Source organism: Xanthomonas sp. NCPPB 2586 (genome assembly GCF_041475775.2).
Lineage (GTDB): Bacteria > Pseudomonadota > Gammaproteobacteria > Xanthomonadales > Xanthomonadaceae > Xanthomonas > Xanthomonas campestris.
In genome coordinates, this window is record NZ_CM192981.1 from 1,484,473 (window position 1) to 1,500,519 (window position 16,047).

Genomic DNA, 16,047 nt, shown 5'->3' on the forward strand with positions numbered 1-16,047 from the left:
CATAGTCTGCACTGATCAGGAAAGATCGTGAACAGGTTCTTATGCGTCGCGGTAAGAACTGCCTTCGGCAGGTCCGAGACAGATCGCCGTGGCTGCTGCACTGCGCAATGCGAGGGGATCACGCGCGTACTGATCAAGCGCCGCGCACACGCGTAAGGTTGGTCATGCGCAGCGCCTATGCGCCGCCTGCGTGATTGCCCCCATCGATGATCTGCCGCGCGTGCGTTCCGTCTTCCAGCGCATTCGGGCACTCCACGCACAGGCCTATACTTGGGCAAGGATCGTTCGCTTCGGGGAAGGAGTCGCACATGTTTCCAACATCGTTCTTGGCAATCGTGGTTCTGGTCGCTGGCGTCATCGTGCTGTTCAAGACGGTGCGCATGGTGCCGCAGGGATTCGAATGGACCGTGGAGCGCTTCGGCCGCTACACCCACACGATGACGCCGGGCCTGCATTTCCTGATTCCGGTGGTCTACGGCGTGGGCCGCAAGATCAACATGATGGAACAGGTGCTCGACGTGCCCAGCCAGGACGTCATCACCAAGGACAATGCGGTGGTGCGCGTGGACGGAGTGGTGTTCTTCCAGGTGCTGGACGCGGCCAAGGCCGCCTATGAAGTGTCGAATCTGGAAATCGCCAGCATCGCCCTGGTGCAGACCAATATCCGCACGGTGATCGGTTCGATGGACCTGGACGAATCGCTCAGCCAGCGCGAAACCATCAACGCGCAGCTGCTCAGCGTGGTCGATCAGGCCACCAACCCGTGGGGCATCAAGGTCACCCGTATCGAGATCCGCGACATCCAGCCGCCGCGCGACCTGATCGATTCGATGGCGCGGCAGATGAAGGCCGAGCGCGAGAAGCGCGCGCAGATTCTCGAAGCCGAAGGTTCGCGCCAGTCGGAAATCCTGCGCGCCGAAGGCGAGAAGCAAGCCGCCGTGCTCGAAGCCGAGGGCCGCAAGGAAGCCGCGTTCCGCGATGCCGAGGCACGCGAGCGCCTGGCCGAGGCCGAAGCCAAGGCCACCCAGATGGTGTCCGATGCGATCGCTCAGGGCAGCGTGCAGGCGATCAACTATTTCGTTGCGCAGAAGTATGTGGAAGCGTTCAAGGCGCTGGCCACCGCGCCCAACCAGAAGTTCGTGCTGATGCCGATGGAATCCAGCGGCATCATCGGCTCTATCGCCGGCATTGCCGAGCTGGCCAAGGAGGCCTTGGGCAAGCCCGACGCGCCGGTGGTGCGCACGCCGCCACTGCCGCCGCGCGCGGGAGGCTGAGCGATGCGCTGGGACATGGTCGCCTGGGCAATGCTGGCCTTGCTGTTGATCGCCGCCGAGACGCTGGCGCCCGGCGCGTTTCTGCTATGGATGGGCATCGCGGCCGCAGCGGTGTGCGTGCTGGTGCTGGCCGTGCCCGGCATGTCGGTACTGTTGCAGATCTTGGCGTTCGTGGTGCTCAGCTTCGTCGCCATCCAGGTGTATCGCACCTGGTTCCGCGGCAAGGGCCGGCAGAGCGATCGGCCCTTGCTCAACCGGCGCGCCGAACAGTTGATCGGCCGCAGCGTGTTGCTGGATCAGGCGATCGTTGACGGACGTGGCCGCGCCAAGGTGGACGATGCGTTCTGGGTGGTGAGTGGCCCGGATCTTCCCGCCGGTGCGTTGGTGCGCATCGTTGCGGTCGACGGCATGACCCTGCAGGTGCAGCCCAACACCTGATCCACCCACGGGCGCGTGATGCGCCCGTAGTGCGCCGCACGCCACTCAATCGGGAACTCATCGGTCGCCGCTGGTCGGGTGCGTCCGAGCGGCGCACGCACCCCGATGCCCACGCACCGGCCGTGCGTTGCCTCAGCGCCAGCCCGCGGTTTCCCCCAAGCGTGGCCGGCCGGCGATAATGGTCCTCTTTCCCTTGGACCGGCGCTCATGACCCAGAAGACCATCCTCAACGACACCCATCGCGCGCTCGGCGCCAAGATGGTCGACTTCGGCGGTTGGGACATGCCGATCCACTACGGCTCGCAGATCGACGAACACCACCAGGTGCGTCGCGACGCCGGCATGTTCGACGTCAGCCACATGACCGTGGTCGATCTGCACGGCGCGCGCGTGCGCGAGTTCTTGCGCTACCTGCTGGCCAATTCGGTCGACAAGCTCAAGGTCTCCGGCAAGGCGCTGTACACCTGCATGCTCAACCCGCAAGGCGGCGTGATCGACGACCTGATCGTGTACTTCATGCAGGAAGAGTTCTTCCGCCTGGTGGTCAACGCCGCCACCCGCGACAAGGACCTGCAGTGGATCGGCGAACAGGCCGCACGCTTCGAGGTGCGCGTGGAAGAACGCGCCGACTTCGCCATGATCGCGGTGCAGGGGCCCAACGCGCGCAGCAAGGTGATCGATCTGCTCGACCCCGCCGATGCCAGCGCGGCGAGCAAGCTCGGCCGCTTCGCTGCGCTGCAGACGCGCACGCGCGATGGCGTTGCGTTGTTCCTCGCGCGCACCGGCTACACCGGTGAGGACGGTTTTGAAATCGTGTTGCCGCAGGCCGATGCGGTCGCGTTCTGGAATGCGCTGCTCGCGCATGGCGTGGCGCCTGCCGGCCTGGGCGCGCGCGACACCTTGCGTCTGGAAGCGGGCATGAATCTCTACGGCCAGGACATGGACGACGACGTCACTCCGTACGAAGCCGCGCTGGCCTGGACCATCACGCTCGACGAAGGCCGCGACTTCATCGGCCGCAGCGTGCTGGAGTCGCAAAAAGCGCAGGGCGCAGCCCGCCAGATGATCGGCGTGGTCATGGACGAGAAGGGCGTGCTGCGTCACGGCCAGAAGGTGCTCAGCGCAGGCGGCGAGGGCGAGATCCTGTCCGGCACGTTCTCGCCCACCCTGGGCAAGGCCATCGCCTTCGCACGCGTGCCGGCCGGCAGCATCGACGACCTGCGCGTGGACATCCGTGGAAAGCAGGTGCCCTTGCGCGCGGTGAAGTTTCCGTTTGTGCGCGATGGCCAGGCCCAGCCCGGCGTACTCGGCGCGTAAGCCTGCCGCTGCCGGTCGTTCGCGCGGCCGGCAGCAGCGATCCATCGGCATTGCCATCACGCGATGCCAGCACCTGACGCACGGCCTTGGTTAAACTAGCGCCTTGTCCCCGAACCCTACGTTTTCCCGGAGCACACCCATGAGCGAGATCCCTGGCGACCTCAAGTTCCTCAAATCCCACGAGTGGGCCCGCCTCGAAGGCAATGGCCGCGTCACTGTCGGTATCTCCGACCACGCGCAAGGCTTGCTGGGTGACCTGGTCTACGTCGAACTGCCAGCCGTTGGCGACACCGTCCAGGCTGGCAACGGCGCTGCGGTGGTGGAGTCGGTCAAGGCCGCCTCCGACGTCTACAGCCCGGTCACCGGCACGGTCGTCGAGGTCAATGCCTCGCTGAGCGACAAGCCGGAAACCATCAATGAAGACGCGTACGGCGAAGGCTGGATCTTCGTGGTGGAGATCGACGACAAGGAACAGCTCAACGAACTGCTGGCCCCGGACGATTACGCCGAGCTGCTGGAAGACGACGCGCACTGATCGCGCCGCCTGCTGCATCCCGATGGCCGCTCATCCGAGCGGCCATTTTTTTTGCCTGGCGGGTGGTGGTTCGCCGACCGAGCACAGACCTGCATGCCGTCGTTTTCTAGCTGGGGGTGATGCATGCGCACGTGCAGGGCGTCGGCGCGCGGAGCAGTGGTTGACCGAATCGATGTCATCGCGGTCGCATCCGTCACGGGCGATAGTCGGCCGATGCGCTACATGCGGGCGGTCGATTGTTGGTCAGGAGTGTGCGGTCGTTTTTCGTCGCGTCGGAATTCTGGCGTGAGCCACTCGTGAGGAGTTGGCGTGCGCTCGGTGAAAAAGTGGTCGTCGTACTGCCATTGCCGATGGCGCGAACCAACGCATGCGACTCCATCGGTGCGTGTGCGCCGCACCGCATGCAGTACAAAACGGCGCAAGAAGTTTGCGCATTTGTGCTTGTGCGACGCCGGAAGCGGCAACGCCGGCAAAAAAATTTTCAGCTGGCGGACAGGCGGCGCAGCGGTCATCGCAGACACCGCGTCGTGTTGCTGGCGCGCAGTGCCTGCGTATGTGCTTGAACGGCATGCATGAAAAAAACAGCGCAAAAGAAGTGCTTTTTAAAAAACCACTGCGCAAGCGCCTGTGCGAATGCGGGGTTGGTGATCGCCGGCAACGCCGGTTTGCGTCGCCGCTTGCCGACGCGTGGCGACACCAGACTGAAAAATATTTGCAAAAGAGTGTTGACAGTAAAAAAAAGCGTGATTAGGTTTCGCCCAGCAGACATTGCTGCGGAAGAGAGTGAGCAGAATCGACATCAGGCCGACACGCTTGTTCCAGATGTCCACCGAAGCACCATCAACGGTGGAGTCGGGTTCGCTTCTCTCCAAAAAAAACGCAGCGGTCGTTCCGATCACGCACCCGTGTCGCCGTTCGATGCGGGTGTTTCTGTATCCGTCCCGTCGCGCATCACCTGCGGACGGTTCCCGACGACGGCATGCCGTCACGGGGTTTGCTTCAACTGGGCGTTTTCCAACTCCATAGTTCACTGACGAGGAGCCAAACACATGGCCACCACTAAAAAAGCTGCGAAAAAGAAACCCACCGCCAAGAAGGCAGTGAAGAAGACTGCCGCCAAGAAGGCCGTCAAGAAGGTCGCGAAGAAGGCGACCGCCAAGAAGGCAGTGAAGAAGACCGCCGCCAAGAAGGCCGTCAAGAAGACTGCAAAGAAGGCAACCAAGAAGACTGCTGCCAAGAAGGCCGTCAAGAAGACTGCGAAGAAGGCAACCAAGAAGACTGCCGCCAAGAAGGCAGTGAAGAAGACTGCAAAGAAGGCGACCAAGAAGACTGCCGCCAAGAAGGCCGTCAAGAAGGCCGTCAAGAAGACCGCCAAGAAGGCAGCTCCGAAGAAGGCGACCAAGAAGTCCGCCACCAAGAAGTCTGCTGCCAAGAAGCCTGCTGTGAAGAAGGTCGCCAAGAAGAAGCCGGTCGCTCGCAAGAAGAAGGCCGCTCCGGTCGCGCTGCCCGCAACCCCGGCACCGCTGATCTGATTTGTAACACCCGATCGCCGTAAACATCGAGCTCTCTCCCCGACGCCCAGCGGGGAGGGAGCTTTTTTATTGGGCGGATGCAGTTGGGCGGGTTGCCGCGGCAGAGCATCGTCGCTGACGCGGCGGATGGATGCAGGCGGCTGGAGCACGCGCTTGTGGGTTCTTGGGTTCGTACACTGCGAATCGGCATTGCAATAGGGCAGCGGGCAGTACGTTAGGGTGCAAGTGCGGCCTGTTCCAGGCCCAGCCGACGCAGGACGTCGCGCCCTATGCTGCGGCGGGCTGCAGCCCAGGGATGGATGAGCACCTCGGGCTTGCAGGCTGCGTTCCACAGCCGACAAGGTGCCATAGCCGCGCCTGCCGACAGCTCGACGCGGCACCTTACTGGACCGATCAATGACCGCCGAGTTTTTCTGCGTCGGCTGTATCGCCCATCACCAGCGGCTAGCTCTTAGTCATAGCTGTAGTTGCAGCAACCGATCTTCAGCTCAGTTGACCACCACGCCAGCGACTTCCTTGCAGTCGTTGCAGATCCCCCGGGTCGATCCGCCGATTGCATTACCGGCATCGTTTTCGAAGCGCCTCAATGTGCATAACCGCCTGCAGATGGCGGTGACCCTGCCGCTACCTGCCTGCCATCGCCATTTCCCTTCCATCACCAAACGCGGAATCTGTTCGCAGCGACACGAGCTTCGGGGTCTGCCCGTCAGTGGCTGTCCATCCGACGTCCCCCCAATTTTGAGTAGCGCCTCAGTTTGGAGTCCAATTCCCTACCCCGAGGAGATTGGACGTGAAGAAACGTTTTACTGACGAGCAGGTCATCGGCTTTCTGCGCGAAGCCGAAAGCGGCGTCGCCATCAAGGACCTGTGCCGGCGGCATGGCTTCAGCGAGGCCTCGTACTACCTGTGGCGCAGCAAGTTCGGTGGGATGAGCGTGCCCGATGCCAAGCGGCTCAAGGACCTGGAGTCCGAGAACGCGCGGCTGAAGAAGTTGCTGGCCGAGCAGTTGTTCGAGAACGACCTGATCAAGGATGCACTGCGAAAAAAGTGGTAAGCGCACCGGCGCGTCGTACGCTGGTGCGCGAATGGATCGGGCGTGGTGCCAGCGAGCGTCGTGCGTTGGCAGTGATCGGCATGAGCGCCAGTGCACTGCGGTATTGCCCGCGCGAAGATCGCAATGGCGAACTGCGCGAACGCATCTGTGCGTTGGCACATCGCCATCGCCGCTATGGCGTGGGAATGATCTATCTCAAATTGCGGCAAGAAGGGCGCATCGTGAACTACAAGCGTGTGGAACGGTTGTATCGCGAGCAGCAGCTGCAAGTGCGCCGCCGCAAGCGCAAGAAGGTCCCAATAGGCGAGCGTCAACCGCTGCTGCGGCCATCGCAGGCCAACCAGGTGTGGTCGATGGACTTTGTGTTCGACCGCACCGCCGAAGGCCGGGTGATCAAGTGTCTGGTGATCGTGGACGATGCAACCCACGAAGCGGTCGCCATCGAAGTGGAGCGCGCGATCTCCGGGCACGGGGTGACGCGCGTGCTGGACCGACTGGCGCACAGTCGCGGTTTGCCGAAGGTGATCCGCACTGACAACGGCAAGGAGTTTTGCGGTAAGGCGATGGTCGCTTGGGCGCATGCCCGTAATGTGCAACTACGGCTCATCCAGCCAGGCAAACCGAACCAGAACGCCTATGTTGAATCCTTCAACGGCCGACTGCGCGACGAATGCCTCAACGAGCACTGGTTCCCGACGTTACTGCACGCGCGCACCGAAATCGAACGCTGGCGACGCGAATACAACGAGGACCGACCCAAGAAAGCAATCGGCGGCATGACGCCGGCTGCGTATGCCCAACATCTGGCAAACACCGATATCATCAACCCCGGACTCTAAACCAGGCCGCTACTCAGGGCGGGGGGACGTCGCATCACCAACCCCGGAATCTGTCTGCCAAAGGTCAACCGACACAAGCCTCGTCATCTGTCTGCCAGTGGTCAGCCGGTACGAGCTTTGGGAGCTATCTGCCAGTGGCAGGCCAACATGAGCTTCGGAAGCTGGCTGCTAGTGGCCAGCCGGCACAGAGCGTGCCGATCACCACGCCCTTAAAGATCAGTGCGCAGGTTCGCTTGGCCGAGTGCAAAGCACTCAGCGCTTGCGGGTTACCTGGTACGTAAATACAGCGACGAGCCACGTGTTGCTTCCGCCTCATGTGTGCCCGGGAGGCCGCTCAGCCGCGTGCTGCGCCGGACAACCCGCGCTAGCGCAGTAGAGCTAGAGCAGCTCATTGTCGTCGAGCTGGCCCACGGTGCTGCCGTGTGTGGCCTGCACTTCGTCCGCGTCATGGCCCTGTGGGTCGGATAACGTCGAGGCAAGCGCGGCTAGCAAGCATGCATAGCGAAACGGCATCTCACCTGCCATCGGCAACTTCAGTTGGCATGGGTGTCATCGCATCTCACGCACTCACGCACTCACGCACCAGCCGCAGGCTCGGGCGCAGGCCCGCCAATCCACGCACCAACGATCGGCTGCCCCGAAATCCATCGCATCGCCTCCCAGCAAGGCAACAAAAAAGGCGGCCGAAGCCGCCTTTCGATCTATGCGTTATCCAGCCACCAGGTCAGCGCGGCGATGCCACCGACTTGCCGGACGAGGCGCCCTTACCGGCAGGATCCGGACGCTCGGCCAGCATGTTCTCGCTGCCGAAGTCGCCGTCCACATCGATATCCAGCCAACGCTTGGCCGGCAGGCCAAGGGCGCGATCCAGGATGGTCGGCAGCATGCCCGAGGGCAGGCCGCTTTCGCCGTTCCACATGATGGCAATGCCGAGGTCGCGTTCGGGCAGCAACGCCACCAGGCCGCGATAGCCCTGCACGGCGCCGGCGTGGAAGATCACCTGATGCCCGGCGTAGTCGAACACGCGCCAGCCCAGTGCATAGCTGGCTGCGTCCACGCGCTCGTGGCGCCAGCCCGAGCGCATTTCGCCCGGTGTGGAGATCAGCGGTGCGTGCAATGTCGCCAGCAGCGGCGCAGGCAGGACGTCGGTGCGATGCCCGGTGTGGGCGAGCAGCCACTGCGCCATGTCGCTGGCGCTGGCATTGACGCCGGCGGCCGGTGCCAGGCGGTAGTAGGTCGGCTTGGGCGTCAGCGACACCCAGCCATTGCGGCTGCGCACATGCGGGCGTGCCCAATGCGGGCTGGCCTGGATACCGGCCAGGCCCATGCTGGCATCGTTCATGCCCAGCGGCTTGAAGATGCGGCGCTCCACTGATTGCTCATAGAAGCTGCCCGATGCCGCGAACACCACATCACCGACCAGGCTGAAGGCGACGTTCTGGTAGGCATAGCAATCGCCAGGCGCGCAGCGCAGTGGCGCGGCTGCCAGCTTGTGGCTGAGCGAGTAGTAGTCGGCGTTGGATTCGATGTCGCGGTCGTAGGCGTTGCGGGTCAGGCCGACGCGGTGGCTGAGGACTTCGGCTACGGTGAGCTGACGGGTGGCAGTGGAGTCGCTGAGCTGGAAGCCGGGGACGTAGTCCACCACCTTGCTGTCCCAGCGCAGCACGCCGTCGTTGACCAGCAGCCCGGCCATGGTGCCGGCAAATGCCTTGGACAACGACGCCAGCCGGAACACGGTGTGGCCGTCGACAGGCTGCGGATGATTGACGTCGGTGACGCCATAGCCGCGCGCGCTGAGCACCTTGCCGCCCTGCACGATGGCCATCGCCATGCCAGGTACGCGGTTGCCGTAGGTGAGCTGGTCGGCCATCGACTCGAACGAAGGCACATCGAAGCCAGCGGCAGGCGCCAGCACGCTGCTGGCAGGCAGCGACGTGCGGTAAGGCAACGGAGCAGTGGGCGACTGCGCGGCGGTCGCCGGCTGCAAGCTATTGGCAGTCAGGGCAGGGGTCTGCGCGGTGGAAGAAAGCGCCAGAGGCAGCAATGCCCCGAACAGCCCAACGGCCAACGGACGGAACCGTCGGCGCCTGCGTATTTCTGTCATGGTGTTCCCGCCTGTTCCACTGCCTCCGGCGATTCTAGCGCCGCGCTTTGCAATAGCACAAACTGCCGGAAGATGAATGGGCATCGTATTGATCCTATTGATGATTCTGCTTGTGAAAAAGCCCGCATGCAGCGCGCCTGGGCGGGCATGCAGACGCCACGATCAGGCAGCTGCAAGCCGCGTGCCCAGGTGCCGAGCAGGCCTCGCCAGGACCGTTAAAACCGCGCAAGTGCTTGGCGCCGCTGGCTGCGAACGCGTGCATCGGCTAACTTGCGCGCTTTCCTGCGGGCGCTGCGCTGTCATGGTCTTGTTGTCGAGCTCGCCGCACCGAGCGCTGTCATGCCGATGAACGGCCAGTCATCTTCGCGTCGATCGGTGGCCCACCTGGCGGGTGCTTTGCGCAGTTCCCCGCCGTTGGCGTGGTCGTTCCTGTACTTCTTCTGCCTGCTCAGCGGCTACTACGTGCTGCGCCCCGTGCGCGAAGCGATGGGTGCATCGGCGGATGTGGCGGCAATTTTTCCGGCCGGCATGATCGCGTTCTTCGGTGCACACGGCATGCCGCTGAAGGACTTCACCTTGCAGGTGCTGTTTACCTGCACCTTTTTGATCACCCTGCTTTTGCAACCGATCTACGGGGCCCTGGTGAGCCGCTACCCGCGCCGCGTATTTCTGCCGGTGGTATACGGCTTCTTTATCGCCACGCTGCTGCTGTTCTATGTGCTGTTCGACACCGGTGTGCCCGGGCGCGGAATGGCGTTCTTCCTGTGGACGGGGGTGTTCAACCTGTTCGCCGTGGCAGTGTTCTGGAGCTTCATGGCCGATGTCTTCAGCAATGCGGAGGCGCGCAGCTATTACGGCTATATCGGTGCGGCCGGCACCATCGGCGCGTTTCTGGGGCCGATCCTCACCCGCACCCTGGTGGAGCGGATCGGCATTGCGCACTTGATGCTGGTGTCGGCCGGCTTTCTGGGGATGTGCGTGGTATGCCTCTTGCGCCTGCGCCTGTGGGCGGTCGCACGCGAGCAGGAGCGCCAGGTGACCTCCGGCGAAGTGCCGATGGGCGGCGACGTGTTGGGCGGGCTGAAGCTGATCGTGCGCGAGCCGCTGCTGCGCTGGCTCGCGGTCATGGTGGTGTTTGGTGTGGGCGTTGGCACGCTGCTGTACAACGAGCAGGCCGCGCTGGTGCGGCGCCTGTATACCGATGCGGCAGCGAGCACCGCCTACTACGCCAACATCGATCTGGCGGTCAATGCGCTCACGCTGGTCCTGCAGTTGCTGGTCACGCGGGCCTTGTTGTCGCGCTTCGGCATTGCACCCGCGCTGCTGATTCCCGGCGCGGCGATCATCTTCGGATTCGCCGTGTTGTCTGCTTCACCGTTGCCCATGATGCTGGCGATCGTGCAGGTGATGACCCGCTCCAGCGAGTTTGCCCTGGCCAAGCCGGCGCGCGAGACGCTGTACACGCGCGTCGATCGCGAATGGCGCTACAAGGCCGGGGCCACGATCGACACCGTGGTCTACCGCGGCGGCGATCTGAGCGTTGTGTGGATCCACAAGGTGGTGTCGGCGTTCGGTTCCAGTGTGGTCTTCGGTGTGGGCGTGTTGATCGCATGCGGCATGACGGTGGGCGCCCTGGGCGTGCTGCATGAGGCACGCAAGCTCCCCGCCGAACGCGATGCGGCGGCAAGGCGCATCCGCGAGTAAGCCGCACGCCAGTCATCGCCGCTATGCTGGCGCCTACCTTGATCGAGCCAGTCCCTATGTCCATCGTTGCCATCGTTGCCGGCCTGTGTGTTGCGCTGCTGCACGTCTACATCCTGGTCCTGGAGATGGTGCTGTGGACGCGCCCACTGGGCCTGAAGACGTTCCGCAACACGCCGGAGAAGGCACAGGCCACCCGCGTGCTCGCGGCCAACCAAGGGCTCTACAACGGCTTCCTTGCCGCCGGCCTGTTCTGGGGCGCGCTGCAGGCCCGCATCGACGTGCTGGGCTTCTTCCTGGGCTGTGTGGTGGTGGCGGGCTGCTACGGGGCCTACAGCGTCAATCGCCGCATCTTCTTCGTGCAGGCGTTGCCGGCGCTGATTGCATTGGCACTGCTGTGGTTACCGGGTTGAAGTCGCTATTGCTTTGGTAGCGGTGAGCGGCCGACGCGCTGCAACCGGCGCGCAGGGCACGTTAGGCGGGAGTTTGGCAGCGCATCGTCGGTTTGCTGGGCGCGTTCCAGCGTGTCTTCCGTTGGCACTCGGGTAGGGCGCTGTGCTGCTGCCTGGCGACGCCAGCGCTAGAAGTGGAAAGAGATCACCTCCCGTTGCGCCGAACGAGATTGTGCAGGGTGCCAAGTGACCTCCGCAGCGATGCACAGCCAGGCCAATCAGCGCAGTAGTGCAGGTGCAATGACGATTGCTCTCTTGCGCGCGGCAAGCACTCGTTCGCCAGGCTCCAGAGACAACAGTGGCGAAGCACAATCCGCTCGCAGAGACGCTGTGCAACAAGCCTGCATCTCTCTGAGACAAAACGCGGCCGGACCCATCGGCGCAATCGCTCCACGCGATGCCTACAGCGTTTTGCACATTCGTCAGTGCGCATTTGCCACCTCAGAACAGCAACGGCCAGCCTGAGCCCGCCGTTGCAAAGACGCTGCGCGACGAGTCGCTCATCCCCTTCTCATCAACGCTGCCGGATCAGTCGGCATGACCATCCACTCGCTGACAACGGCACGTTCGCCTGCGCTCACGGGTCAAGCGCCAGAAACAACAACGGCGAGCCTGAGCTCGCCGTTGTGCTTGTTCCTCGTTGCTGCCCTTACGCGGCTTCGCGCGGCTGCTGTGCCTGCGGCTTGTCGTAGAAGCTGGCCGCGCGCAGTTCGTGCGGATCGAAATCGTCCACGGTGATCGTGTCCATCATGATCTCGCGCAGCTCTTCCAGCAGCTTGCGCTCGTCCAGGGTGAGCACGCCCTCGGCCACGGCTTCGTCCAGCTGCGCCGGGAAATCCAACGCCTCGATACCCTTGGTCTTGAGCGCCTTCAGGAACTTGCGTTCCACCGGCTCGGCCATCACGGCCTTGGTCAGGTAGCTGGCGATACGGCCGCCCGGATTGTTGGCGCATGGTGTGAGGAAGACGCCCTGTGCCAAGCGATCGCGTGCTTCGTTAGGTGCCATCAGGATCGATGCCACACGATGGCCCAGGCGGTCGCCCGGTGCTTCGGCACGGCGGCCCAGCGGGAAGATCAGCACCCACATCAGCCAGCCCACCGGGCGGATCGGGAAGTTACGCAGTGCCGCCGACAGCGCGGTTTCGATCTTGTGCACGCTGTCGTGGAAGGCCCAGGCCAGCAGCGGCTGGTCGGTCGCCGGTGCGCCTTCGTCGTGATACCGCTTGAGCATCGCGCTGGTCATGTAGATATGGCTCAGCACATCGCCCAGGCGACCGGACAGCGACTCCTTGAACTTCAACTTGCCGCCCAGCATCAGCATCGACACGTCGGCCATCAAGGCCAGGTTGGCCGAATAACGATCCAGCTTGCGGAAGAACCGACGCGTGTACGCATCGCCCGGCGCCGCACCGATGCGCGCACCGGTCAGGCCGAACCAGAACGAGCGCACGGCGTTGGAGATACCGAAGCGGATATGGCCGAACAGGCTCTGGTCGAACTCTTCCAGGCCGCGACGCGTATCCGGATCCTGCGCCGCCTTCATTTCCTTCATCACCCACGGATGGCACAGGATCGCGCCCTGGCCGAAGATCAGCAGGCTGCGGGTCATGATGTTGGCGCCTTCCACGGTCACACCGATCGGTGCGGCCTGCCAGGCGCGGCCGGCGAAGTTGCGCGGCCCCAGGATGATGCCCTTGCCGCCGATCACATCCATCATGTCGCTTACCACTTCGCGGCCCATGGTGGTGCAGTGGTACTTGGCAATCGCCGACGGCACCGACGGTACATCGCCACGATCAACCGCTGCGGCAGTGGCCTGCGCCAGTGCGCTAATCGCATACGCCTTGCCGCCGATACGCGCCAGCGCTTCTTCCACGCCCTCGAAACGGCCAACCGACAGGCCGAACTGCTTGCGGATGCGTGCGTACGCACCGGTCACCACTGCAGCGTACTTGCCACCGCCACTGGCGGTGGAGGGCAGGGTGATCGAGCGGCCCACGGCCAGGCACTCGTTGAGCATGTTCCAGCCCTTGCCGACCATCTCCACGCCGCCGATCAACTGGCTCAGCGGAATGAACACTTCTTCGCCATGGATCGGGCCATTCTGGAAAGGCGAATTCAACGGGAAGTGGCGACGGCCGATCTCCACCCCGGGGGTGTCGCGCGGCAGCAGCGCCAGGGTGATGCCGATGTCCTTCTTGTCACCGATCAGGCCGTCCGGATCATAGGCGCGGAACGCCAGACCGATCAGCGACGCCACCGGCGCCAGGGTGATGTAACGCTTGTCGAAGGTGAGCTTGACGCCGAGCACGTTGGCGCCATTCCACTCGCCCTTGCAGACGATGCCGTAATCCGGAATCGACGTGGCATCGGAGCCTGCGAACGGGCCCGTCAGACCGAAGCACGGCACCTCGGCACCCACCGCCAGACGCGGCAGGTAATAATCCTTCTGTTCCGGCGTGCCGTAGTGCAGCAGCAGCTCGCCCGGCCCGAGCGAGTTCGGCACACCGACGGTGGAACTGACCACGCTGGAGATCGACGACAGCTTCTGGATCACCTTGTGGTGCGCCAGCGCACTGAAACCCAAGCCGCCGTATTGCTTCGGAATGATCATGCCGAAGAACTTGTGCTTCTTGATGTAATCCCACAGCTCCGGCGGCAGGTCAGCGTGGACATGGGTGATTTCCCAGTCGTTGACCATCTTGCACAGCTCTTCCACCGGGCCATCCAGGAACGCCTGCTCTTCGGCGGTCAACTGCGGCTTGGGATAGTTGAGCAGCTTCTGCCAGTCCGGATCACCGGTGAACAGCTCGCCCTCGAAACCGACCGAGCCGGTTTCCAGCGCAATACGCTCGGTCTGCGAGAGCGGCGGCAGTACCTTGCGGAAGAACGCCATCAACGGCGTGGTCAGCAGTGGCTTGCGCAGGAACGGCAACAACACCGGCGCTGCAATCAGCACGACCAGCGCGGCTGCAACGATGGTGGCGGTGAGGTTAGCCCCCAACAGCCAGCACGCCACCAGCACGCAGGCGCTCAGCGCGACCCACGTGGCAAGGCGCATGCGGTGATAGGCAGCGATGCCCGCCGCCAGGATGACGAGGAGGAACGGTGCAACGATGCTCATGGTCTTGCTCCAGTGACATGCTCGGTAATGTTGGACGCGGTGCTGATGCCAACCGAGGGAAGTGCGTCCAGATAATGCAACACGGTGGCGGTAAACGTGGTGTTGTCGTCGCCGGCCAGCATGTGCGTGGCGTGCGGCAGTTGCACGTGCTGCGCATGCGGGGCGATCGACAGGAATTCAGTGATGGTTTGCGGCGTGACCAGATCGCTGCGTCCGCCGCTGATCAGCAGCATCGGGCACCGTACCTGTGCGGCAGCCTCCATCAGTGCCTGTTGCTGCGCCTGGCTATCCTGGCCCGCCAGTTCGCTGACCAGGCGCGGATCCCAATGCCAATGCCATTGCCCGTCGCTGCGCTGGCGCAGCAGCAACTGCAGTTGCGCCGCACTCTTGCGCGGGCGCTGCGGCAGATATGCGGCAATTGCATCGGCGGCCGCATCCAGCGACGCAAACCCCTGCGGATGCGCGGTCATGAAGCGCAGGATGCGCTCCACGCCGGTGGTATCCCAGCGTGGCGTGATGTCCACCAGCACAATCGCGCGAAACAAGCCCGGCCAACGCGCTTCGGCCAGCAGGCCGAACAGCCCGCCCATCGACGCAGCTACCAGCACCGGTGGCTCGGGCAACTCACCCGCCAGCACGATCAGGTCATCGGTAAATTGCGCCGCCGAATAGGGCAGGGACGCAGGATTGATACTGGAGTCGCCATGCCCACGCGCATCGAACGACAGCGCCTGATAGCCGGCCTCCGCCAGTGCCGTGGCCGTCGCTTCCCAGGCATGACGTGTCTGCCCGAATCCATGCGCCAGTAACACGGTGGGCGCATTGCCAGCACCACGCCGCGAAACCGCCAGCGACGCATCTCCCACGCTGATGCGAGCAAGGGATGCAGTCTCGGCGAGGCTAGAGGGATGGCTGACCATACCTAATGGTATGGATCCCGCCCGGGTGGTGTCAATACTCCCTGGTATGGACGGTTAAACCGTTGAATTGCCGCGCTTTGCGTTATCGGCAGATGGCGCATACTGCAACCGACCCGAGCGTATGGTTAAATCGTCACAATGAACGACATCACCGAATCCAGCCCTGCCACTCCCCGCGCCAGTTCCGGCCGCAGCAACCGCCTCAGCGCCGACGATTGGGCGCAGGCTGCGCTGGATCTGATTGCCGAACAAGGCGTTGGCGCCGTTGCAGTGGAACCGCTGGCGCGCCGTCTGGGCGTCACCAAGGGCAGCTTCTACTGGCACTTCCCCTCGCGCGACGCACTCTTGCAGGCCGCACTCGAACGCTGGGAAATCTTCGAACAGAAAGAAGTGTTCGGCAGCCTGGAGGACGTGCCCGACCCAAGCGCTCGCCTGCGCGCGCTGTTCCAGCTGGTTGCGCACGAGGTCAAGCCGCATGTGATCTACAGCGAGTTGCTCAAGGCGCTGGATCACCCCGCAGTACGCCCGGTCATCGACCGTGTCTCGCAGCGCCGCCTCGACTACCTGATCGCCTCGTTCCGCCAAGCCGGCCTCAGCCGCACCGACGCCCAACACCGCGCCCGCCTGGCCTACGCTGCTTACGTCGGCTTTCTACAACTCTCGCTGCAACTGCAGCAACCCAAGCAGGCCCGCGAAGATTTCGAAGCCTACGTCGAGCATGTGATTCAGACGTTGATTCCGGGGTAATTCAACGCAT

General features: G+C 63.6%; 14 protein-coding genes. 9 read left to right on the forward strand and 5 right to left on the reverse strand.

The genetic code is table 11. The features are described from left to right. Positions 1 to 308 precede the first annotated feature (308 nt). The 4 genes from ACCQ09_RS06200 to gcvH all read left to right on the forward strand — a co-directional run bounded on the left by ACCQ09_RS06200 (position 309) and on the right by gcvH (position 3,564). Complete coding sequence (locus ACCQ09_RS06200) at positions 309 to 1,274, forward strand: SPFH domain-containing protein (protein ID WP_012437731.1); 966 nt, start codon at positions 309 to 311, stop codon at positions 1,272 to 1,274. Positions 1,275 to 1,277: 3 nt separating this feature from the next. Beyond that, a complete protein-coding gene (locus ACCQ09_RS06205; protein WP_012437732.1) occupies positions 1,278 to 1,712 on the forward strand; it encodes an NfeD family protein in 435 nt (144 codons plus the stop codon). Between the two features lie 207 nt (positions 1,713 to 1,919). Further along, positions 1,920 to 3,029 (forward strand): glycine cleavage system aminomethyltransferase GcvT, encoded by a 1,110-nt coding sequence (gene gcvT, locus ACCQ09_RS06210; RefSeq protein ID WP_016944147.1) that lies wholly within the window; start codon positions 1,920 to 1,922, stop codon positions 3,027 to 3,029. Positions 3,030 to 3,168: 139 nt separating this feature from the next. Next, positions 3,169 to 3,564: a glycine cleavage system protein GcvH gene (gene gcvH / locus ACCQ09_RS06215; RefSeq protein WP_040940891.1), complete on the forward strand. Its 396-nt coding sequence runs from the start codon at positions 3,169 to 3,171 to the stop codon at positions 3,562 to 3,564. A 218-nt stretch (positions 3,565 to 3,782) separates the two neighbouring features. Here the strand turns inward: gcvH and ACCQ09_RS06220 are convergent, their stop codons facing one another. Continuing rightward, positions 3,783 to 4,076, reverse strand: coding sequence for a hypothetical protein (locus ACCQ09_RS06220; RefSeq protein ID WP_012437734.1), 294 nt, complete (start codon positions 4,074 to 4,076; stop codon positions 3,783 to 3,785). A 60-nt stretch (positions 4,077 to 4,136) separates the two neighbouring features. On the opposite strand from ACCQ09_RS06220, the gene ACCQ09_RS06225 reads away from it, so the two are divergent. After that, on the forward strand, positions 4,137 to 4,598 hold the full coding sequence (locus tag ACCQ09_RS06225) for a hypothetical protein (RefSeq protein WP_162871129.1): 462 nt from the start codon (positions 4,137 to 4,139) through the stop codon (positions 4,596 to 4,598). Here the strand turns inward: ACCQ09_RS06225 and ACCQ09_RS06230 are convergent. Further along, complete coding sequence (locus ACCQ09_RS06230) at positions 4,592 to 5,044, reverse strand: hypothetical protein (RefSeq protein WP_228428475.1); 453 nt, start codon at positions 5,042 to 5,044, stop codon at positions 4,592 to 4,594. The two genes, ACCQ09_RS06225 and ACCQ09_RS06230, sit on opposite strands and share 7 nt — an antisense overlap. Before the next feature lie 842 nt (positions 5,045 to 5,886). On the opposite strand from ACCQ09_RS06230, the gene ACCQ09_RS06235 reads away from it, so the two are divergent. After that, a protein-coding gene (locus ACCQ09_RS06235; RefSeq protein ID WP_100101058.1) for an IS3-like element IS1404 family transposase occupies positions 5,887 to 6,989 on the forward strand; the annotation gives its coding sequence in 2 pieces (ribosomal slippage) (positions 5,887 to 6,145 and positions 6,145 to 6,989; 1,104 coding nt in all). Positions 6,990 to 7,713: 724 nt separating this feature from the next. Here the strand turns inward: ACCQ09_RS06235 and ACCQ09_RS06240 are convergent. Further along, positions 7,714 to 9,093 carry a serine hydrolase domain-containing protein gene (locus ACCQ09_RS06240; RefSeq protein WP_011037998.1) on the reverse strand — a complete coding sequence of 460 codons (1,380 nt, stop codon included), beginning with the start codon at positions 9,091 to 9,093 and terminating at the stop codon, positions 7,714 to 7,716. 339 nt (positions 9,094 to 9,432) lie between these two features. Between ACCQ09_RS06240 and ACCQ09_RS06245 the strand changes: the two genes are divergently transcribed. Continuing rightward, entirely contained in the window at positions 9,433 to 10,797 is a 1,365-nt protein-coding gene (locus ACCQ09_RS06245; protein ID WP_011037997.1) for an NTP/NDP exchange transporter, read from the forward strand. 56 nt (positions 10,798 to 10,853) lie between these two features. Beyond that, on the forward strand, positions 10,854 to 11,207 hold the full coding sequence (locus ACCQ09_RS06250; RefSeq protein WP_040940894.1) for a DUF1304 domain-containing protein: 354 nt from the start codon (positions 10,854 to 10,856) through the stop codon (positions 11,205 to 11,207). A 688-nt stretch (positions 11,208 to 11,895) separates the two neighbouring features. Here the strand turns inward: ACCQ09_RS06250 and ACCQ09_RS06255 are convergent. Next, positions 11,896 to 14,370, reverse strand: a complete 2,475-nt coding sequence (locus ACCQ09_RS06255) for an acyl-CoA dehydrogenase (protein ID WP_011037995.1) — start codon at positions 14,368 to 14,370, stop codon at positions 11,896 to 11,898. Continuing rightward, the gene (locus ACCQ09_RS06260) at positions 14,367 to 15,290 is read right to left on the reverse strand and encodes an alpha/beta fold hydrolase (protein ID WP_029628891.1); all 924 of its coding nucleotides are present in this window, start codon (positions 15,288 to 15,290) and stop codon (positions 14,367 to 14,369) included. Before ACCQ09_RS06260 ends, ACCQ09_RS06255 begins: the two co-directional genes overlap by 4 nt. A gap of 138 nt (positions 15,291 to 15,428) precedes the next feature. Between ACCQ09_RS06260 and ACCQ09_RS06265 the strand changes: the two genes are divergently transcribed. Beyond that, positions 15,429 to 16,037: a TetR/AcrR family transcriptional regulator gene (locus ACCQ09_RS06265; RefSeq protein WP_040940895.1), complete on the forward strand. Its 609-nt coding sequence runs from the start codon at positions 15,429 to 15,431 to the stop codon at positions 16,035 to 16,037. The last annotated feature ends 10 nt before the right edge of the window (positions 16,038 to 16,047 follow it).